General features: G+C 72.2%; 16 protein-coding genes. 7 read left to right on the top strand and 9 right to left on the bottom strand.

The genetic code is table 11. The features are described from left to right. Positions 1–240 precede the first annotated feature (240 nt). Genes ACZ6ZT_RS19545 through ACZ6ZT_RS19530 form a run of 4 tightly spaced genes read right to left on the bottom strand, consistent with a single transcriptional unit; the run spans position 241 to position 4,150 of the window. Positions 241–846 (bottom strand): hypothetical protein, encoded by a 606-nt coding sequence (locus ACZ6ZT_RS19545; RefSeq protein ID WP_469720657.1) that lies wholly within the window; start codon positions 844–846, stop codon positions 241–243. Positions 847–880: 34 nt separating this feature from the next. Next, on the bottom strand, positions 881–1,693 hold the full coding sequence (locus tag ACZ6ZT_RS19540) for an ABC transporter permease (protein WP_469720690.1): 813 nt from the start codon (positions 1,691–1,693) through the stop codon (positions 881–883). Positions 1,694–1,701: 8 nt separating this feature from the next. After that, positions 1,702–2,739, bottom strand: a complete 1,038-nt coding sequence (locus tag ACZ6ZT_RS19535; RefSeq protein WP_469720656.1) for an ABC transporter ATP-binding protein — start codon at positions 2,737–2,739, stop codon at positions 1,702–1,704. Between the two features lie 28 nt (positions 2,740–2,767). Beyond that, positions 2,768–4,150 carry an NYN domain-containing protein gene (locus ACZ6ZT_RS19530; RefSeq protein ID WP_469720654.1) on the bottom strand — a complete coding sequence of 461 codons (1,383 nt, stop codon included), beginning with the start codon at positions 4,148–4,150 and terminating at the stop codon, positions 2,768–2,770. A 221-nt stretch (positions 4,151–4,371) separates the two neighbouring features. On the opposite strand from ACZ6ZT_RS19530, the gene ACZ6ZT_RS19525 reads away from it, so the two are divergent. Further along, positions 4,372–4,533: a hypothetical protein gene (locus tag ACZ6ZT_RS19525; protein ID WP_469720652.1), complete on the top strand. Its 162-nt coding sequence runs from the start codon at positions 4,372–4,374 to the stop codon at positions 4,531–4,533. A gap of 77 nt (positions 4,534–4,610) precedes the next feature. Here ACZ6ZT_RS19525 and dnaE read toward each other — a convergent pair whose 3' ends face one another. After that, positions 4,611–8,153 carry a DNA polymerase III subunit alpha gene (dnaE, locus tag ACZ6ZT_RS19520; protein WP_469720650.1) on the bottom strand — a complete coding sequence of 1,181 codons (3,543 nt, stop codon included), beginning with the start codon at positions 8,151–8,153 and terminating at the stop codon, positions 4,611–4,613. A 167-nt stretch (positions 8,154–8,320) separates the two neighbouring features. Here dnaE and ACZ6ZT_RS19515 point away from each other — a divergent pair, with 167 nt between their 5' ends. The 5 genes from ACZ6ZT_RS19515 to ACZ6ZT_RS19495 all read left to right on the top strand — a co-directional run bounded on the left by ACZ6ZT_RS19515 (position 8,321) and on the right by ACZ6ZT_RS19495 (position 14,315). After that, positions 8,321–9,646: a DUF2252 domain-containing protein gene (locus ACZ6ZT_RS19515; RefSeq protein ID WP_469720649.1), complete on the top strand. Its 1,326-nt coding sequence runs from the start codon at positions 8,321–8,323 to the stop codon at positions 9,644–9,646. 96 nt (positions 9,647–9,742) lie between these two features. After that, positions 9,743–10,432 carry a hypothetical protein gene (locus ACZ6ZT_RS19510; RefSeq protein WP_469720647.1) on the top strand — a complete coding sequence of 230 codons (690 nt, stop codon included), beginning with the start codon at positions 9,743–9,745 and terminating at the stop codon, positions 10,430–10,432. Between the two features lie 52 nt (positions 10,433–10,484). Further along, a complete protein-coding gene (locus ACZ6ZT_RS19505) occupies positions 10,485–11,279 on the top strand; it encodes a DsbA family protein (RefSeq protein ID WP_469720646.1) in 795 nt (264 codons plus the stop codon). Positions 11,280–11,458: 179 nt separating this feature from the next. Further along, a complete protein-coding gene (locus ACZ6ZT_RS19500) occupies positions 11,459–13,141 on the top strand; it encodes an alkaline phosphatase D family protein (RefSeq protein ID WP_469720645.1) in 1,683 nt (560 codons plus the stop codon). A 223-nt stretch (positions 13,142–13,364) separates the two neighbouring features. Continuing rightward, positions 13,365–14,315, top strand: coding sequence for a zinc metalloprotease (locus tag ACZ6ZT_RS19495; protein WP_469720689.1), 951 nt, complete (start codon positions 13,365–13,367; stop codon positions 14,313–14,315). Positions 14,316–14,420: 105 nt separating this feature from the next. Here the strand turns inward: ACZ6ZT_RS19495 and ACZ6ZT_RS19490 are convergent, their stop codons facing one another. Continuing rightward, positions 14,421–14,999: a dienelactone hydrolase family protein gene (locus ACZ6ZT_RS19490; protein WP_469720643.1), complete on the bottom strand. Its 579-nt coding sequence runs from the start codon at positions 14,997–14,999 to the stop codon at positions 14,421–14,423. Between the two features lie 63 nt (positions 15,000–15,062). On the opposite strand from ACZ6ZT_RS19490, the gene ACZ6ZT_RS19485 reads away from it, so the two are divergent. Continuing rightward, a complete protein-coding gene (locus ACZ6ZT_RS19485; RefSeq protein ID WP_469720687.1) occupies positions 15,063–16,115 on the top strand; it encodes a mechanosensitive ion channel family protein in 1,053 nt (350 codons plus the stop codon). A 4-nt stretch (positions 16,116–16,119) separates the two neighbouring features. Here the strand turns inward: ACZ6ZT_RS19485 and ACZ6ZT_RS19480 are convergent, their stop codons facing one another. From ACZ6ZT_RS19480 to ACZ6ZT_RS19470, 3 genes are all read right to left on the bottom strand, one after another. Then, positions 16,120–17,712 (bottom strand): Na+/H+ antiporter, encoded by a 1,593-nt coding sequence (locus tag ACZ6ZT_RS19480; RefSeq protein ID WP_469720642.1) that lies wholly within the window; start codon positions 17,710–17,712, stop codon positions 16,120–16,122. Between the two features lie 459 nt (positions 17,713–18,171). Further along, the gene (locus ACZ6ZT_RS19475) at positions 18,172–18,642 is read right to left on the bottom strand and encodes a GNAT family N-acetyltransferase (RefSeq protein ID WP_469720640.1); all 471 of its coding nucleotides are present in this window, start codon (positions 18,640–18,642) and stop codon (positions 18,172–18,174) included. Next, on the bottom strand, positions 18,639–19,580 hold the full coding sequence (locus ACZ6ZT_RS19470) for an RluA family pseudouridine synthase (RefSeq protein WP_373918808.1): 942 nt from the start codon (positions 19,578–19,580) through the stop codon (positions 18,639–18,641). Before ACZ6ZT_RS19470 ends, ACZ6ZT_RS19475 begins: the two co-directional genes overlap by 4 nt. Positions 19,581–19,609: the final 29 nt, after the last annotated feature.

Below are 19,609 nucleotides of genomic sequence, written 5' to 3'. Positions count from 1 at the left end.
CAGCCCCGCCGGCGTTTGAGGCGCGGGCGCGGAGCGCCGTGTAGTGAGCCGCGCCGGCGACTGAGGCGGGAACGGTGGAAGGGCGGGTCGGGGACAGCCCCGCGCAGCGGCAACCACCCGCAGGCGACAACCGGCCTCGACCATGAAAAGCGACCCCGCTCGGCGGGCCGACGGACGGAGTCCGGCGCAGCGGCGCGAAGCCCGGGAAGCGCGCCAGCGCTGAGCGGTGCGAGCGGCGCGTCAAGAGGGGACGTGGGCCGGGGGATATGTGTCCGGCCACTCCCCCGGGTCCGGCTCCCGGGGGGTCCAGACGGCGGTCAGTACCAGGTGCACCGCCACCGCGGCCATCGGCCACACCAGCAACGCCCCCTGCGCGAGCAACTGCAGCGGCGCATCGAACGGCACCCCCTTACCCGCCCTGGCCGCATCCGCCGCCACATCCGCACTTGGCCCGAGCCACAGCCCCACCCGCCACCCCACGAGCGCGGCGAACCCCGCCCCGACGGCCAGCCCGATCACCAGCGCCACACCCCCGCGCCGCCGCCACAGGAAGACGCCGAGCCCGCTCAGCACCCCGAACCCCAGCGCGAGCAGGAAGAACGTCCCGTCAGCCCCGATCCGCGCCTCGCTCTCGGTGTCCCGCAGGAAGACGGCCTCGCCGTTGGAGACGTACTGGACGCGCGGCGCGAGCCACACCCACAGCAGTCCGAGGAGCACCCCGGCCACGCCCACCACCAGGGCGACGGCGGCCCCGTCACGGATGTCCGCCGGGGTGACGGCGGCCTCCGGCTGCGGCAGCTCGGAAAGGTCGGCGGGGGACGGCGGCGGGGTCACGGCTTCGGTCACCCCCACATCGTGCCAGGTACCCCGGCCGACGGCGTCAGCGGACCGCCGCCCGCCGGTACGCCCAGGTCGCGGCGGCCAGCGACAGCACGCCGACGGCCCCGCACACCCCGAGGTCGAGGGCGACGGCCGCCCAGTCGGGGTGCGCGGCGAAGGTCTCCGCGAAGGCCTGTACCCCGTACGTGGACGGCAGCAGGTCCCGCGCCCACACGATCGGCTCCGGCATCCGTTCCGGCGGCAGCACCCCGAGCAGCAGGGCCGCCGACATCCCGAGCTGTCCGGCCAGCGTGGCCAGCTCCTGCCGGGGCGCGAGCAGCCCCAGCGCCGCGCCGAGCCCGGCCAGCGCGGCCCCGGCCAGCGGCACCACCGCGGCCAGGATCCACAGCCCGCCCATCGGCAGCCCGAACAGCACGCATCCGAAGACGGCCGTCGCCAGCGTCCCCGGCAGGGTGAAGGAGGCGTACGCGGCCGCCGTGCCCAGCACCACCGAGGCGGGCGGCACCGGCAGGGTGGCGTAGTGGTCCAGCCCGCCGCTCGCCCGGAGCTGCCCGAAGTACTGCGCGAGCAGGTTCAGCGCGACGAAGGCGACGACGAGCACCGACGACCCGGCGACGACGGCGCGCGCCTCGGAGCCGCCGCCCCCGTCCACCACTCCCCGCATCAGGATCATGATCCCGACGGACTGGAAGGTGGCGACGAACAGCAGCGGGATCCGCGCCACCCGCGCCCGCGACAGCTGGGCCCGGTACACGGCGGCGAGGGCCGGAAAGAGCCGCGCCCGGGCCGCGAGCACCGCGGGCACGCCGGGCACGCCGGGCACTCCGGGAACGCCGCGCACAGGGGCGGGAATGACGTCGGTCACGACTTGACCAGGCCCTTCATCCGGCCGCCCAGCGCGAGGTACACGTCCTCCAGGCTCGGCGTGGCCAACGTGAAATCGTCGAGGGCGGCGAAGGCCGCACCACCGGTCACGGCGGCGATGGCCGCCCGCGCCTCCTCCTGGCCCAGCCGCAGCACCCAGCGGCGCCCCGACTCGGTGGCCGCCGGGGCGAGCGCCGCGACCTCGGGCACCTCCAGCGGCGGGGCGGTGCGCCACACCAGTTCGAGGCGTACCTCTTCGGACACCTGCGCCTTGAGTCCGGCGGGCGTGTCGCAGGCGATGACCTTGCCCTGGTCGATGACGGCGACCCGGTCGAGGACCGTCTCGGCCTCGATGACGTTGTGCGTGACCAGCAGCACGGTGGCGCCGTTGCGGGCGCGCCGCCGGTCGACGGCGCTCCACACCGCCCGCCGGGCGACCGGGTCCATGCCGGTGGTGGGCTCGTCGAGGACGAGGACGGGCCGCTCGCCCACCAGCGCGGCGGCGAAACAGGCGAGGCGGCGCTGGCCGCCGGAGAGCTTCTTCAGGGGGCGCCCGGCGATCGGGGTCAGCCCGAGTTCTTCGAGTACGTCGTCCCGCGCGGCCCGCGCCGCCCGCGCGTCGAGTCCGCGCAGCCGGCCGGTGGTCTCGGCGGCGAGGGCGACGGTGAGTTCGTCGAGGGCGGTGGACTCCTGGCCGAGGTAGGCGAGGAGGCGGGCGGCCCGTTCGGGATGGCGTACGAGGTCGTGCCCGAGCAGGGTCACGGCGCCCGAGTCCGGCCGCATCAGGCCGGTGAGCTGGCGGACCAGGGTGGACTTGCCGGCGCCGTTGGGGCCGAGCAGGCCGAAGACCTCGCCGCGCCGGACGTCCAGGCAGATCCCGTCGGTGGCGCGGGTCTCGGGCAGGGCGGGGGCGCCGCGCCGGCCGCGTACGGCCGGGTAGGTCTTGACCAGGTCCCGCACCGCGCAGACCACGTCGGAAGCCGCTGCGGTGGCCGCTGCCGTGCCGTGCCCTGCCTGTGCTGTGCCCGTACTCACGAGGGAGCAGCCTACGCGGCTTCCGCCCTCAGCCGGCCGCCGGGGTCGGCGGGCCCTGGCCCGGCGGGACGCCCGCCGGGCCGGGTGCGCCGCCGACGTGTTCGGCGGCGGCGCGGACGTCGATCTCGCGCCAGAACCCGGCGCGGATGGCGTAGCGGTCGTGTTCGTCGATCTGGTCGTCCTTGTGCGCGAGCAGTCCGAACCGGGCGGCGTAGCGCAGCAGCTCCCCGTCGATGCGGTGCGGGACGCGCGGGTACATGGTGGCGAGCTTCTGGAGGTGGACGCTCTCCGGGAGCCGTTCCATCCAGCGCCGGGCGAACACCTGGCCGACCTCGAACGGGTCCCCGCCGACGGTGGTGATGTCCTCCTCGCGGTCGGCCCAGCGCTGTTCGGCGCTGGTGAGCTGGGCGAGGGTGGGCAGGGAGGCGGTCTCGGCCGGTTCGCCGAGCGGGCCGGCCCGGTCGATCCAGCCCTTGTCGGAGGACCAGCGCAGGGCGCTGGCCGGGCTGGGGGCGCCCTGGCCGTTCGGGGCCTGCTGCCCGGCGGCGGCCGGCTGGCCGGGGGCGCGCAGCGAGGCGAGGTCCTTGGGGGTGGGTACGGGCTTGGCGCCTTCGGCGGCGGGCGCGGGTACGGGTGCCCCGTCCGGGGGACTTCCGGCGGGGGCCCGCTCGGGCGCGGCGGCCTCGCCGGCCGGGGCGCCATCGCCGTGGCCGTGCCCGCCCGCGCCGTCGCCGGGGCCGTGGCCGTTCCCGTTGCGGGCGGCTTCGGCGAGGGCCGCTTCGGGCAGCGGCGCGGAGAGGATCGCGGCGATCTCGGGGCGGGGCGCGGGCGGCGGGGCGCAGAGTCCGGCGAGGTCGCGGGCGCGGACGGCCCGGGTGATCCAGGCGCGGTCCAGGACCCGGCGTTCGTCGGCTTCGGCGACGAGGTCCTCGGACTGGTTGTAGTCCCCGTCGGCAGCCTGGACGGCCCACAGGTGGACGGCGACGCCGTGTTCCTTGGCGGACATCAGCCCGGGCAGCAGGTCGCCGTCGCCGGTGACGAGGACCACGTCGGAGCAGGCCCGGTTGCGGGCGAGTTCGGTGAGCTCGGCGTGCATGGCGGCGTCCACGCCCTTCTGCGCCCAGCGGCCGTCGCTGCGGGTCAGGGCGCCGAGGCGGACGGTGACGCGGGGCATGACGCGCAGCCGCCGGTGTTCGGGCTGGGGCACCCGGTCGGGGGCGCCGTCGAACCAGTAGATCCGCAGCAGGGGCTGTTCGGTGTCGGCCTCGGCGCGCTCGCGCAGGCCGTGGATGAGGGCGGAGTGGTCGACGGTGATGCGGGAGCGGGAGGGCTCTCCGGCGAGGAGGCTCGCGGCGGCGCCGAGCAGGTATCCGGCGTCCACCAGGACGACGCAGCGGTCCACGTGTTCCACCCTCTTCCCTGCGGTTCCCTGGGGTCCTCGACAAGTTTTCCCCGAGTCTGCCCGACCGCAAGGGCGTTGACGGCCGGAACTCGATCATCGGCGTGGCGGATGTTCCGGCGGGCCCCGCGAGGGGGCTCCGCTCCGCACGGCAATGATCCAAAATGCGGGGTTTGCGGGGGTGTGTGAGTGTGAAGGCGGCCCTGGCCCCTACACCCCCACGGAGGCATTCCATGGCCAAGAACAAGAACCAGAAGCAGCCCGCGAAGCAGCAGCCGCAGTCGGCGCAGGATACGTCGAAGACGTCGATGGAGTCCTCGCCGCGGGAGCGCTCCGCGCCGAGCCCCCTGGACCTGGCCCACAAGGGCAAGCAGAAGCGCTTCGGCCACAACTGAACCCGCCGCCCCGTGCGGGGTGAACGGAAAAGGGCTCGTCCGGCGCTGCCGGACGAGCCCTTCCGCGTACGGACCGGTCAACCGGCCAGGCAGGACGGCCCGAGCAGCACCTTGAGGTCGCCGAAGAGCGCCGGGTCGGGCTGGACCCGGTGCTTGTCGAGGCGCAGCACGGTGGTGGTCCGCGGCCCCTGGAGCTTGATCCGCACCTCGGTGTTGCCCCTGTGGTGGCGCAGGATCTCCCCGAGACGGGTGACCATCGGCGGGGTGACCTTGACGGTCGGGATGGTGAGGACGACCGGGGCGTTGGTGCCGGCCGACGACAGGTCGGGGACCATCATCTCCATGGCGACCAGCCGCGGGACGTCCTCGCGCTTGTCGAGGCGGCCCTTGACGAAGACGACGGTGTCCTCGACCAGCTGGGTGGAGACGAGCTGGTAGGTCGCCGGGAAGAACATGCATTCGATGGAGCCGGCCAGGTCCTCGACGGTGGCGATGGCCCAGGCGTTGCCCTGCTTGGTCATCTTGCGCTGGAGGCCGGAGATGATGCCGCCGATGGTGACGACCGCGCCGTCGCCGTGCTCACCGCCGGTGAGCTGGGAGATGCCGGCGTCCGTCTTGTCGGACAGCACGTGCTCCAGGCCGAAGAGCGGGTGGTCGGAGACGTAGAGGCCGAGCATCTCGCGCTCCTGGGCGAGCAGGTAGGACTTCTCCCACTCGACGTCGGAGAACTCCACGTCGAGGCCGAAGCCGGGCTCGTCGCCCGCGCTCTCGTCACCCATTCCGCCGAACAGGTCGAACTGCCCCTCGGCCTCCTTGCGCTTGACCGCGACCACGTTGTCGATCATCGGCTCGTGGTGGGCGACCAGGCCCTTGCGGGTGTGGCCCATCTCGTCGAAGGCGCCGGCCTTGATCAGGGACTCGACGGTCCGCTTGTTGCAGACGACGGCCTCGACCTTGTCCAGGAAGTCGGGGAAGGAGGAGAACTTCCCCTTCGCCTTCCTGGTCTTGATGATCGACTCGACGACGTTCTGGCCGACGTTGCGCACGGCGGTGAGGCCGAAGAGGATCACGTCGTCGCCCTGGGCCGCGAAGTTCGGCTCGGACTCGTTGACGTTCGGCGGGAGCACCTTGATGCCCATGCGCCGGCACTCGTTCAGGTAGATCGCGGACTTGTCCTTGTCGTCCTTGACCGAGGTGAGCAGCCCCGCCATGTACTCGGCCGGGTAGTTCGCCTTGAGGTAGGCGGTCCAGTAGGAGACGAGGCCGTACGCGGCCGAGTGGGCCTTGTTGAAGGCGTAGCCGGCGAAGGGGACCAGGACGTCCCACAGGGCCTGGATGGCCTGGTCGGTGTAGCCGTTCTTCCGGGCGCCCTCCTGGAAGATCGTGAAGTTCTTCGCCAGCTCCTCGGGCTTCTTCTTGCCCATCACGCGGCGCAGGATGTCGGCCTCGCCGAGCGAGTACCCGGCGATGATCTGGGCGGCCTTCTGGACCTGCTCCTGGTAGACGATCAGGCCGTAGGTGACCGCGAGCACCTCTTCGAGGGGCTTCTCCAGATCCGGGTGGATCGGGGTGATCTCCTGCTGCTTGTTCTTGCGCAGGGCGTAGTTCGTGTGCGAGTTCATGCCCATCGGGCCCGGCCGGTACAGGGCCGAGACGGCGGAGATGTCCTCGAAGTTGTCGGGCTTCATCAGGCGCAGCAGGGAGCGCATGGGCCCGCCGTCGAACTGGAAGACGCCGAGGGTGTCGCCTCGGCCGAGCAGTTCGAAGGTCTTGGGGTCGTCGAGCGGGAGGGCCAGGAGATCGATGTCGATCCCCTTGTTGGCCTTCACCATCTTGACGGCGTCGTCCATGATCGTGAGGTTGCGCAGGCCGAGGAAGTCCATCTTCAGCAGGCCGAGCGACTCACAGCTCGGGTAGTCCCACTGGGTGATGGTGACGCCGTCGGTGTGCCGCACCCAGACGGGCACGTGGTCGGTGATCGTCTCGCTGGACATGATCACGCCGGCGGCGTGCACGCCCATCTGCCGGACCAGGCCCTCGACGCCGCGGGCGGTGTCGATGACCTTCTTCACGTCCGGCTCGTTCTCGTACATCGAGCGGATCTCGCCGGCCTCGCTGTAGCGCGGGTGCGTGGGGTCGAGGATGCCGGAGAGCGGGATGCCCTTGCCGAGGACGTCGGCGGGCATGGCCTTGGTGAGCCGGTCGCCCATGGCGTACGGATAGCCGAGGACGCGCGCCGAGTCCTTGATCGCGTTCTTGGCCTTGATGGTGCCGTAGGTGCCGATCATGGCGACCTTGTCCTGGCCGTACTTCTCCGTCACGTACCGGATCACCTCGACGCGCCTGCGCTCGTCGAAGTCGATGTCGACATCGGGCATGGAGACGCGCTCGGGGTTCAGGAAGCGTTCGAAGATCAGACCGTGGGTGAGCGGGTCGAGGTCGGTGATGCCCATGGCGTACGCGACGATCGAGCCGGCCGCGGAGCCGCGGCCCGGGCCCACCGCGATGCCCTGGTTCTTGGCCCACATGATGAAGTCGGCGACCACGAGGAAGTAGCCGGGGAAGCCCATCGAGATGATCGTGTCCATCTCGTACTCGGCCTGCCGCATCCGGTCCTCCGGGATGCCTCCCGGGTAGCGGCGGTGCATGCCGCGCATGGTCTCCTCGCGGAACCAGCTGACCTCGGTGTGCCCCTCCGGGATGTCGAACTTCGGCATCAGGTTCCGGAACTGGAACATGCCCTCGGTGTCGACCTGGTCCGCGACCAGCTTCGTGTTGGCGCAACCCTCCTGCCAGGCGTCCGAGGAGTCGATGGCGTACATCTCGTCCGTGGACTTCAGGTAGTAGCCGGTGCCGTCGAAACGGAAGCGGTCGGGGTCCGAGAGGTTCTTGCCGGTCTGGATGCAGAGCAGGGCGTCGTGGGCGCCGGCCTCGCTCGCGTAGGTGTAGTGGGAGTCGTTCGTCACCAGCGGCGGGATGCCGAGCTTCTTGCCGATCTCCAGCAGGCCGTCGCGGACCCGGCGCTCGATCTCGATGCCGTGGTCCATCAGCTCCAGGAAGTACCGGTCCTTGCCGAAGATGTCCTGGTACTCGGAGGCCGACTTCAGGGCCTCGTCGAACTGGCCGAGGCGAAGGCGCGTCTGGAGTTCGCCGGAGGGGCAGCCGGTGGAGGCGATCAGGCCCTCCGACCACTTGGAGATCGTCTCCTTGTCCATGCGCGGCCACTTCGTGAGCCAGCCCTCGGCGTACGCGTCGGAGGACAGCCGGAAGAGGTTGTGCAGGCCGGTGGCGTTCGCCGCCCAGATCGTCTTGTGGGTGTAACCGCCGGAGCCGGAGACGTCGTCGCGCTTCTGGTGGGGCTGGCCCCACTGGATGCGGCGCTTGTTGCGCCGGGACTCGGGGGCGACGTACGCCTCGATGCCGATGATCGGGGTGATCCCGGACTTCTGGGCGGTGTGGAAGAAGTCGTACGCGCCGTGCAGGTTGCCGTGGTCGGACATCGCGATGTGCGTCATGCCCATCTCGTTGCACGCGTTGAACATGTCCTTCAGCCGCGCGGCACCGTCCAGCAGCGAGTACTGGGTGTGGACGTGCAGGTGCGTGAACGGCGTCTTGGTCACGGTGGGGATCCTCCGGCGGGGAGAGAGGGGGGCGGCTCTGAATCCTACGTCGGCCGGGTGACAGTTCCGGGGCACCGACCGGTACGGTCATGCGTTGCAGAACCAAGGACAGTGTCCGAAACCCGATCCCGCACGTGATCGACCAGCGCCACCAGGAGGCACCCGCCATGGCGGTATCCGAGACGACCGACGAGCAGCGCGCCGAGCAGATACTCGACGTGTTCGACACCGCGTTCGGTGAGCTGCTCGCCGCCGACCCCGCCGCCTTCCAGGTCAAATTCCGGAAGATGGCGGCCTCGGCCTTCGCCTTCTACCGGGGCACGGCCTGCCTCTTCTACGCCGACCTGGAGCGCGACCGGCACGGCGGCCCGTACCTGGACGAGCAGACCGGCCGGGTGTGGATCCACGGCGACCTGCACGCCGAGAACTTCGGCACCTACATGGACTCCAACGGCCGGCTGATCTTCAACGTCAACGACTTCGACGAGGCCTACGTCGGCCCCTTCACCTGGGACCTGAAGCGGTTCGCCGCCTCCGTCGCCCTGATCGGCTACACCAAGGCCCTCAGCGACGGACAGATCAGCGAGCTGGTACGGATCTACGCGGGCGCCTACCGCGAGCGCATCCACCACCTCGCCACCGGGGCCAAGCACGAGGAGGTCCCCTCCTTCACCCTGGACACCGCCGAGGGCGCACTGCTCTCCGCCCTGCGCTCGGCCCGCTCCCGGACCCGGTTCTCCCTGCTCGACTCGATGACGGAGATCCGCGACCACGAGCGCCGCTTCACCGACGGCGGCGGCGCGATCGAGCTGGACGCGGCCACCCGCTACAAGGTGCTGGCCGCCTTCGACGGGTACCTGGAAACCCTGCCCGAGGAGTCCCTCGTCCGCCCGGACTCCTACCGGGTCAAGGACGTCGTGGGCCGCCGGGGCGTGGGCATCGGCTCGGCGGGCCTGCCCTCGTACAACATCCTGCTGGAGGGGCACAGCGACGCCCTGGAGAACGACGTCGTGATCTACCTCAAGCAGGCGCAGACCCCGGCGGTGTCCCGGCACGTCACCGACCGGGCGGTACGGGACTACTTCCAGCACGAGGGCCACCGTACGGTGATCTCCCAGCGGGCCCTCCAGGCGCACGCGGACCCCTGGCTGGGCTGGACGGAGCTGGACGGGGCCGGGCAGCTGGTCGCGGAGGTCTCCCCGTACGCGGTGGACCTGGACTGGTCCGACCTGGACGACCCGGAGGAGATCGCGGCGGTCGTCGCCGACCTCGGCCGGGCCACGGCCACCATGCACGCGGCGGCCGACGCGGCGGAGAGCGGCCACTCCCTGGTGCCCTTCTCCACCGAGCGGGCTATCGACGCCGCCATCGCCGCCGACGAGGAGGGCTTCGCCGCCCTGCTGGTGGACTTCGCCCACGCGTACGGGACCCGGGCGCGCGCCGACCACCAGATCTTCGTGGACCTGTTCCGCAACGGCCGGATCATGCCGTAGGCGCCGGTTCGGCGACGGCCGGATCGCGCCGTGGGCCCCGGATCGCGGCCGACCCGGGGCCTTGGATTCACAGGGAGGCATGACAGACTCGCGGCGATGGACATATCAGGGGCAGGACCGAGGGCGCTGCGGGCCGCGCTGTTCAGCGCGCTCGTCGTGCTGCTCTCGGCGGGCTCCCACGTGCTCATGTCCCGGGTCCCGCTGCCGCCCGCGCTGATCGCCGGCGCCTTCGCCGGGGTCTTCGCGCTCGCCTTCGCGCTGGCCGGCCGGGAGCGCGGCTTCGGCCCGATCGCCGCCCTGCTGGTGCCGCTGGAGCTGGCGGCCGACACCGTCTTCACCGCCGGGCAGCACGTCTGCTACGGCCCGGCGGGCGGGCCGGTCTCCGGGCCGCTGCACGCGCTGGGCCTGGACGGGCTGTGCGGCGGGGCCCCGGTCGGTGCCCCGCTGGCCCAGGTGGCCGGGCCCGCCGCGGACCCGGTCTCGCTGCTGGCCGCGCCCGGCCCGTGGACGCCCTGGCTGCTGCTCGGCGCGCACGTCGGCGTCGGGCTGCTGGCCGCCGCCTGGCTGCGGCACGGCGAGCGGGCCCTGGCCCGGCTGCTGCGGGCGGTGGCCGCCTTCGCGTTCCGGCCGCTGCTGCTGGCGGTGGCCTCGGTGGCGGTGGCCGCCGGATGCGCGGGGCGGGCCCTGCGGCCGGTCTTCCCGGGCACGGGGGCCCGTACCCGCTTCCCGGCCCACTCCGTGGGACGACGGGGACCTCCCGTACGCACGGCGCTCGCGAGCGTCTGACGTACGTACGGCAGTCCCCCTTTCCGTCCCTCCCCGTCCCACGGAGATCATCATGAGTGCACGCAACAACCAGCAGAACAAGGCCGCGGCCCGCGAGCGGCTGCGCGTCGAGCGCGACAAGCAGGCCAAGAAGGACAAGGCGCGCCGCCAGGCGTTCGTGGCCGGCGGGATCGTCGCCGTCCTGGCGGTGGCCGCCGGCGTCGGCTACCTGGTCGTCAAGGGCAACGAGCCCGGCTACTGGGACAAGGCCGCCGAGGCCACCCTCGTCAAGCCGAAGAACACCGAGGGCGAGGACGGCCTCACCGTGGTGGTCGGCAAGCCCGAGGCCAAGAAGACCCTGGAGATCTACGAGGACTCCCGCTGCCCGGCCTGCGCCGCCTTCGAGCAGGCGGTCGGCGAGCAGGTCAAGAAGGACGTCGACGCGGGCAAGTTCAAGCTCCGCTACTACGGCGCCACCTTCATCGACAACGCCTCCAAGGGCGAGGGGTCGAAGAACGCGCTGAGCGCGCTCGGCGCGGCGCTGAACGTGAGCCCGCAGGCCTTCCTCGACTACAAGGGCGCGCTCTACTCGAAGGAGCTGCACCCCGACGAGAGCGTCGACAGCTTCGCCAAGGACGATTACCTGCTCAAGGTCGCGGACACGGTCCCGGCCCTGAAGGGCAACGCCGAGTTCAAGAAGGCCGTCGAGGACGGTACGTACGACCGGTGGGCGATGGACATGTCGAAGGCCTTCAACAAGTCCGGGGTCACGGGCACCCCGACCCTGAAGATGGACGGCAAGAAGATCGAGACCCCGGCCACGCCGGAGGCGTTCACGGCGGCGATCGACAAGGCCCTCGCGGGCTGACGGCGGGACGCCGAAGACGCCGGGCTGACGGCGGCCGACGGCAGGCTGGCGGCGGGACACAGGGCCTGATCCCAGGTCATATCCGGCGGCCAACGGGCGGGTGGACTCCGAGAGTTCGCCCGCCCGTTCCCGTCCGGAGGCTGTTCCCGGGCGCATACCGATCAGTAATATCCTTGTCCGTGACCAGTCATCTCTCCCCTTCCGCCGGCAGCGCCGACCCGGCCTCCCGCCCCGCGCACCCGCGCCGCCGTTCGGTCGTCCTGGCCGCCGCGGCCACGGCCGCGCTCGCGCCGCTCGCCTCCCTGGGCGCGACGGCCGCCCACGCGGCGGACTCCGCCCCCGCCTTCCTGCACGGCGTCGCCTCGGGCGACCCGCTGCCGGACGGGGTCCTGCTGTGGACCCGTGTCACCCCCACCGCCGAGGCCGTGCCCGGCTCCGGACTCGGCCCGGACACCGCGGTGGGCTGGGAGGTGGCCGAGGACAAGGCGTTCTCCCGGATCGTCGCGAGCGGTTCGGTCACCGCCCGCGCCTCGTCCGACCACACCGTCAAGGCCGACGTGCGCGGACTGCGCCCGCAGACCCCGTACTGGTACCGGTTCACCGCCGGCGCCGCGCTCTCCCCGGCCGGCCGCACCCTGACCGCCCCGGCCGCCGGCACCACCACCCCCGGCGTCCGCTTCGGCGTGGTCTCCTGCGCCAACTGGGAGTCCGGGTACTTCTCCGCCTACCGGCACCTGGCCGCCCGCGCCGACCTGCACGCCGTCCTGCACCTGGGCGACTACCTCTACGAGTACGCCAACGGGGCCTACCCCGAGGCGAAGTACGTCGTACGCCCCCACGAGCCCCGGCACGAGATCATCTCGCTGGGCGACTACCGCACCCGGCACGGCAAGTACAAGACGGACGCCGACCTCCAGGCCCTGCACGCGGCCCACCCCGTCGTCGCGATCTGGGACGACCACGAGTTCGCCAACGACTGCTGGACCGGCGGCGCGGAGAACCACACCCCGGGCGCCGAGGGCGACTGGGCGGACCGCGCGGCCGCCGCGAAGCAGGCCTACTTCGAGTGGATGCCCGTACGTCCCTCCACCGCGGGCACCGTCTACCGCCGGCTCCGCTTCGGCACCCTGGCCGATCTGCACCTGCTGGACCTGCGCTCCTTCCGCTCCCAGCAGGCCAAGGTCGGCAGCGGCGCGGTGGACGACCCCGAGCGCACCATCACCGGCCGGGCGCAGCTGGACTGGATCAAGGCGGGCCTGGCGTCCTCGGACGCGACCTGGCAGCTGGTCGGCACCTCGGTGATGATCTCGCCGATGGCCTTCGGGGCGCTGCCGGCGCACCTGCTGAAGCCGCTCACCAAGCTGCTCGGCCTGCCCGAGGGCGGAATAGCGGTCAACGTCGACCAGTGGGACGGCTACACGGACGACCGCAAGGAACTCCTCGGCCACTTGAAGGACCGGAACATCAAGAACACGGTGTTCCTGACCGGCGACATCCACATGGCGTTCGCCAACGAGGTGCCGGTGGAGAAGGCGACGTACCCCGGTTCGGGGACGGCGGCGACGGAGTTCGTGGTGACCTCGGTGACGTCCGACAACCTCGACGACACCCTGCACGTCCTTCCGGACACGCTCTCGCTGGTGGCGGAAACGGCCATCAAGGGCGCGAACTGGCACGTCAAGTGGCTGGACATGGACGCCCACGGCTACGGCGTGCTCGACGTGACGGCCGAGCGCTCGCAGATGGACTACTACGCCGTCTCCGACAAGCGGCGCCAGGACGCCACCTCCGCCTGGCAGCGCTCGTACCGCACCCTCAACGGTACGCAGAAGGTCGAGCGGGCCGACGGCCCGGTCCGCTGATCAACTGTCAAATCTGCTGTCACAAGGGGCCCCTGGTACGCACCGGGGGCCCCTTCGGCCTCTTCGGCAACAAATCTTTAACCTACGACTACTTGCCAACTTGATGACATGCGCACGTAAGCTTCCGGCCAGCGTGAGGACCTGCCTCACCCCCCACCACGCTTCGCGAGGAGTCAACGTGCGCGCTGCCGCCCGCATATCCCCCCTGCTCCGCCGCCGCCTCATGGGCACGGCCGTCCTGGCCTCCACCCTGGCGTTCGCCCCGCTGACCGCCCCGACCACGGTCGCGGCCGCCGCCGCCAAGACCCCCGCCGAGGTCTGTGCCGAGCAGGGCTCCGCCCCGGCCAACGCCCGGGTGGCCCGCCCGAAGGACCAGCACGCGGCCGACCCCAACGAGGTCACCGACGCCCAGGTCAAGTCCATGGACGCCGACCTGAAGAAGAAGCTCTCCCAGCTCCAGCTCTCCCCGCAGCGCAGCGAGGGCATCGCCGGCGCCGCGGCCACCACGACCATCCCGGTCTACGTGCACGTCATCACCTCCGGCACCGCCGGCAAGCTGACGGCCGCCCAGGTCAACAGCCAGATCTCGGTCCTCAACGCCGCGTACGCGGGCCAGGGCACCGGCAACGTCGACTCCGGCTTCCAGTTCAGCCTGGCCGGGACCGACTACACCGACAACGCGGCCTGGTACACCGTCTCCGACGGCACCAAGGCCGAGAAGGACATGAAGAACGCCCTGCGCAAGGGCGGCAAGAACGCGCTCAACCTCTACACCGCCAACCTCGGCGGCGGGCTCCTCGGCTGGGCCACCTTCCCCAGCTCCTACGCCTCGCAGCCGAAGATGGACGGCGTCGTCATCCTCAACAGCTCGCTCCCGGGCGGCACGGCCACCAACTACAACCAGGGCGACACCGCCACCCACGAGGTCGGCCACTGGCTCGGGCTCTACCACACCTTCCAGGGCGGCTGCTCGGGCAGCGGTGACTCCGTCTCCGACACCCCGGCCGAGTCCACCGCCGCCTTCGAGTGCCCGACCGGGCGCGACACCTGCACCGCGCCCGGCGCCGACCCGATCCACAACTTCATGGACTACACGTACGACTCCTGCATGTACCAGTTCACGGCCGGCCAGGTCAGCCGCATGAAGAGCATGTGGACCGCCTACCGCGCCTGATCCGCGTCCCCGCCGCGCCCGCGGCGGCCGCGCCTCCCCGCGCGTACGGCAGGGCCCCCGGCGATCACCGCCGGGGGCCCTGCCGCGTACGGGGTACGGGGCCGGCTAGAGGGTGTCGAGGAAGCCGAGGGCGGTCTTCCAGGTCTCCTCGGCCGCCTGCGCGTCGTAGTCCTCCAGGTCCGGGTCCGTGAACAGGTGCCCGGCCCCCGGATAGGTGTGGACCTCCACGTCCGCCCCGGCCCGCCGCATCCGCAGGTACCAGGCGGTCAGCCAGTCGTGCGGCTCGAACGGGTCCGGGTCCGCGATGTGCAGCTGCACCGGCAGCTCGTCCGCCGTCGTCCCCTCCTCCAGGTCCGCCGTGCCGTGCAGGAGCAGCAGACCGCGCGCCTTGTCGTCAGCCAGCGCCAGGTGCTGGGCGACGGAGCCACCGTAGGAGAAGCCCGCGTAGACCAGGCCCTGGTCGGAGTACGGCGCCACGGCCAGCACCGCCCGCTTGAGCAGCTCGTCGCGGCCGACCTCCTCCTGGTGGGCCAGCCCCTCCTCGACCGTCGCGAACGTACGCCCCTCGAAGAGGTCGGGCACCTGGACCTGGTGTCCGGCCGCGCGCAGCCGGTCGGCCGCCGCGTGCACCGCGGGCCGCAGCCCGTACGTCGAATGGAAGAGCACGATGTTCATGCCTCCCATCGTGCCATTCGCGGCGAACGCGGGGGTCCGGGGACCCGGCCCGGCTAGGTTCTGGGCATGGAGATGGAGAACGTCCTGCGTCCCGTCGTGGCCGTCGCCGCCGTACTGGTCCTCACCCTGCTCGCCGGGTGGCTGCTCGACCTGCTGCTGCGCCAGGCCGACGCCCGGCACACCGAGACCCCGCTGTGGGGGCTGCTGCGCCGGTGCGTCACGCCGTTCCGGCTGGCCCTCGCCACCGCCCTGCTCCAGGGTTCGCACCGGCGGGCGGGCCTCTTCCCCGGGTACGGGGCCGCCGTCGGGCACCTCCTGGCCCTGCTGATGATCGCCTCGACCGCCTGGCTCCTGGTGCGGATCGCCACGGCCGTAGTCGAATCCGGCTACGCCCGGTATGCCGCCTCCGCCCCGGACGACGCCCGGGTGCGCCGGGTCCGCACCCAGGTCGCCCTGATCCAGCGGGTGGTCACGGCCGTCGCGGTGGTGGTCGCCGCCGCCGCGATGCTGCTGACCTTCCCCGCGATGCGCGCCGTCGGCGCCTCCGTCCTGGCCTCCGCCGGGGTCCTCGGCATCGTGGCCGGCATCGCCGCCCAGTCCTCCCTCGGCAACCTCTTCGCCGGCCTCCAGATCGCCTTCGGGGACACGGTGCGCATCGGGGACACCGTGGTCGTGGACAAGGAGTGGGGCACGGTCGAGGAGATCACCCTCACCTTCCTCGTCGTCCGCACCTGGGACGAGCGCCGGATCACGATGCCGGTCTCGTACTTCACCGGCAAGCCGTACGAGAACTGGTCGCGCGGCGGCGCCCAGATCACCGGCACCGTCTTCTTCCACCTGGACCACGCGGCCCCCGTCGCCCTGATGCGGGCCGAGCTCACGGAACTCCTCAAGGGCATCCCCGAATGGGACGGCCGCACCGGCAGCCTCGCCGTCACCGACACCACCCCGAACACCATCGTGGTGCGCGCCGTCGTCACCGCCCGGAACGCCGCCGAGCTGTGGACGGTGCGCTGCGCGGTCCGCGAGCGGCTGATCGGCTGGCTGGCCGCCGAACACCCGGACGCCCTCCCCCGCGTCACCACCTCGGAGCCGCCGCCCCCGCCGCCGCCCCCGGACGCCTGACGCGCTACGGGTTGCGCAGGCTGCGTACGTCCAGGTGGCGCAGCACCCGGTCCACGATCTCCGGGTCCGATCCCGGCTCGCTGCGCGCCGACAGCACCTCGTGCCGGGCGGCGGACATCATCTCCCGCTGGATCCGCTGGATGTCCCGGATCCGCTCCACCCGCTTCGCGTAGGCCTCGCGCCGCTCCTCGTCGACCAGATCGGGGCTGATCCTGGCCCCGACGTCGTACGCGCGCCGGTGCAGCGTCTCCAGCAGGTCATCGGGCAGGTCCTCGGCCTCCTCGATCTCCTTCAGCCGCCGCTTGGCGGCCTTCGCGGCGCGCAGCGCCAGCTGCCGCTGCGTCTCCCGTTCGGCGTCGGGGTCCGCCTCCACGCCGAGGCGGCGCACCAGCGCGGGCAGGGTCAGCCCCTGGCACAGCAGGGTCACCATGATCACCGCGAAGGCGATGAAGATGATCTCGTCGCGGTCGGGGAAGGGCTCCCCGGCGTCCGTGCGCAGCGGGATGGCCAGGGCCAGCGCCACCGAGGCCACCCCGCGCATCCCCGACCACCACATCACGACGCTCTCCCGCCAGCTGAGCGGGATCTCCTCGTCGTAGTCGCGGCGCCGGTGCAGCTTCTGCGCGAGCCAGCCGGCCGGCAGCAGCCACAGCAGCCGTACGCCGACCACCACGACGACCACGACCGCCGCCCAGCCGGCCATCTCCCACTCGCGGCCCTTCGCGACGCCGAAGACGTTGTGCAGCTCCAGCCCGATCAGCCCGAACGCCACGCCGGTGACGAGCGTGTCGACGATCTCCCAGAAGGTGTGGCCGGCCAGCCGCCCGAGCACGTCGTCGGCGTCGGAGGCGTACTCGGCGAGGAACAGCGCGGTGGTGAGCACCGCCAGCACCCCGGAGCCCTGGAGCTCCTCGGCCACCACGTACGAGACGAACGGGACCAGCAGGGTCAGCCCGATCTGGAGGGTGGCGTCCCCGAGCCGGCCCATCAGCCGCTGCGTGACCCAGCCCAGCGCGAGGCCGACGGCCACCGCGACGACGGCGGACAGGACGAACTCCCCGAGGGCGTCGGACCAGGAGAAGCTGCCGCTGACGGCGGCGGCGATGGCGACGTGGTAGAGCACGATGGCGGTGACGTCGTTGAACAGGCCCTCGCCCTCCAGGATGGACACCATCCGGCGGGGCAGCCCGAGCGTGCCGGCGACGGCGGTGGCCGCGACGGGGTCGGGCGGGGCGACGAGCGCGCCGAGCGCGACGGCGGCGGCGACGGGCAGCCCCGGCACGACGGCGTTCGCGACGGCCGCGACGGCCGCGGTGGTCACGAACACCAGGGCCACGGCGAGCAGCAGGATCGGCCGTACGTTGGCCGCGAACTGCCGCCAGGAGGTCCGCTGCGCGGAGGCGTACAGCAGCGGGGGCAGCACGAGCGGCAGGATGTACTCGGGCGGGATGTCCACGTTGGGCACGACCGGCACCAGCGCCAGCACGACCCCGCCGATGGTCATCAACACGGGCGCGGGCAACCGCAGCCGGTCCCCGAGCGGCACGGTGACGACGGCCCCGAGCAACAGCACGAACAACAGAGCAAGCTGATCCACTCCCCCACCCTGCCACTACGCGCCGCTGGGTCACCGGGTCGAAGGTCCCGCCCCATCCGTGTCGGCCGCCCCCTCGCGCCCGCGCGGTCACCACACGGCGCTCCGCGCCCGCGCCTCAAACGCCGGCGGGGCTGAAATTGCCCTCCGAGCAATCCGGCCTCCGCCAGGACGTTTCCAGCGCCGACCGGCAAAAGCGCCCGCGCGGTCACCACACGGCGCTTCGCGCCCGCGCCTCAAACGCCGGCGAGGCTGGAATTGCCCTCCGGGCAATCCAGCCTCCGCCGGCACGTTTCCGGCGCCGAGCGGCGAAATCAGCCTCGCCGGCGTTTGAGGCGCGGGGGTCCGGGGGCTGGCCCCCGGCGACGGCGCGCAAGGTGAAGGGGCCGCCCTGCCAAAATCCAGCCCCGCCGGCGATTGAGGCGCGGGGTCTGGGGCGGAGCCCCAGGGGGTTCGGCCCGGCTACGGCAGGGGGCGCCGCATCGCTCGGTGCGGGATGTCCGCGTCCAGGAACTCCGGCCCGTAGGCCACGTACCCGAGCCCCTCGTAGAAGCCGAGCGCATGCGTCTGCGCCCCCAGCTCCACCGCCACCAGCCCCAGCCGGCAGGCCTCGGCCTCGATGGCCCGGACCAGCGCCACCCCGACCCCCATCCCCCGCGCGGACTTCCGTACGGCCAGCCGCCCCAGCGACCCGACATCCGGCGCCCCGGTCTTGCCGAGCGCCGCGTCCCCGTGCAGCAGCCGCCCGGTGCCCAGCGCCTCCCCGTCCGGCCCCACGGCCAGCACGTGCAGCGCCACCGCGTCGTACGCGTCGTACTCGATCGACTCCGGCACCGACTGCTCGACCACGAACACCTCGGTCCGCACCGCGTTGCACGCCGCCCGGTCGGCCCCCGACCGCGCGACCCGCACCGAAACGCCGACGGCGGTCACTGGCTCTCGGCCCGGATCACATCCAGCGCGTGCTGGAGGTCCGCCGGGTAACCGCTCTCGAACTCCACCCACTGGCCGTCGGCCGGGTGCTCGAAGCCGAGCCGTACCGCGTGCAGCCACTGCCGGGTCAGCCCCAGCCGCTTGGCGACGGTCGGGTCGGCTCCGTAGGTCAGGTCGCCGACGCAGGGGTGCCGGTGCGCCGACATGTGCACGCGGATCTGGTGCGTACGCCCGGTCTCCAGCTTGATGTCCAGCAGCGAGGCCGCGCGGAACGCCTCGATCAGGTCGTAGTGGGTGACGGACGCCTTGCCGTCCTGGGTCACCGCCCACTTGTAGTCGGCGCTCGGGTGGCGCCCGATCGGCGCGTCGATGGTGCCGCTCATCGGGTCCGGGTGGCCCTGCACGAGCGCGTGGTAGCGCTTGTCCACGACCCGCTCGCGGAACTGGTTCTTCAGCGAGGTGTACGCGCGCTCGGACTTGGCGACGGCCATCAGCCCGGAGGTGCCGACGTCGAGGCGGTGGACGACGCCCTGCCGCTCGGAGGCGCCCGAGGTGGAGATGCGGTAGCCGGCGGCGGCGAGGCCGCCGATCACGGTGGTGCCGGTCCAGCCGGGGCTCGGGTGCGCGGCGACGCCCACCGGCTTCATGATCACCACGATGTCGTCGTCGTCGTGGACGATCTCCATGCCGGGTACGGGCTCGGCGACCAGCTCGACCGGCCGCGGCGGGGCGGGCATCTCGACTTCGAGCCAGGCGCCACCGTGCACGCGCTCGGACTTGCCGACGACGCTGCCGTCGACCGAGACCTTCCCCTCCGACGCCAGTTCGGCCGCCTTCGTCCGGGAAAAACCGAACATACGGGCGATGGCGGCGTCGACGCGCTCGCCTTCGAGGCCATCGGGAACGGGCAGGGTGCGGATCTCGGGAATCGTACTCACCTGTCGAGTATGCAGGACTCGGCAGAAGA

It is taken from the genome of Streptomyces sp. NPDC102258 (assembly GCF_055584685.1).
This window is presented reverse-complemented; position numbering and strand designations above follow the sequence as displayed.

Excerpts from the sequence above, each read along its gene's own strand:
- ACZ6ZT_RS19515 (WP_469720649.1), top strand. The coding sequence starts at position 8,321 with ATGGCGGTATCCGAGACGACCGACGAGCAGCGCGCCGAGCAGATACTC.
- ACZ6ZT_RS19525 (WP_469720652.1), top strand. The coding sequence starts at position 4,372 with ATGGCCAAGAACAAGAACCAGAAGCAGCCCGCGAAGCAGCAGCCGCAG.
- ACZ6ZT_RS19510 (WP_469720647.1), top strand. The coding sequence starts at position 9,743 with ATGGACATATCAGGGGCAGGACCGAGGGCGCTGCGGGCCGCGCTGTTC.
- ACZ6ZT_RS19485 (WP_469720687.1), top strand. The coding sequence starts at position 15,063 with ATGGAGAACGTCCTGCGTCCCGTCGTGGCCGTCGCCGCCGTACTGGTC.
- ACZ6ZT_RS19505 (WP_469720646.1), top strand. The coding sequence starts at position 10,485 with ATGAGTGCACGCAACAACCAGCAGAACAAGGCCGCGGCCCGCGAGCGG.
- ACZ6ZT_RS19495 (WP_469720689.1), top strand. The coding sequence starts at position 13,365 with ATGGGCACGGCCGTCCTGGCCTCCACCCTGGCGTTCGCCCCGCTGACC.
- ACZ6ZT_RS19490 (WP_469720643.1), bottom strand. The coding sequence starts at position 14,999 with ATGGGAGGCATGAACATCGTGCTCTTCCATTCGACGTACGGGCTGCGG.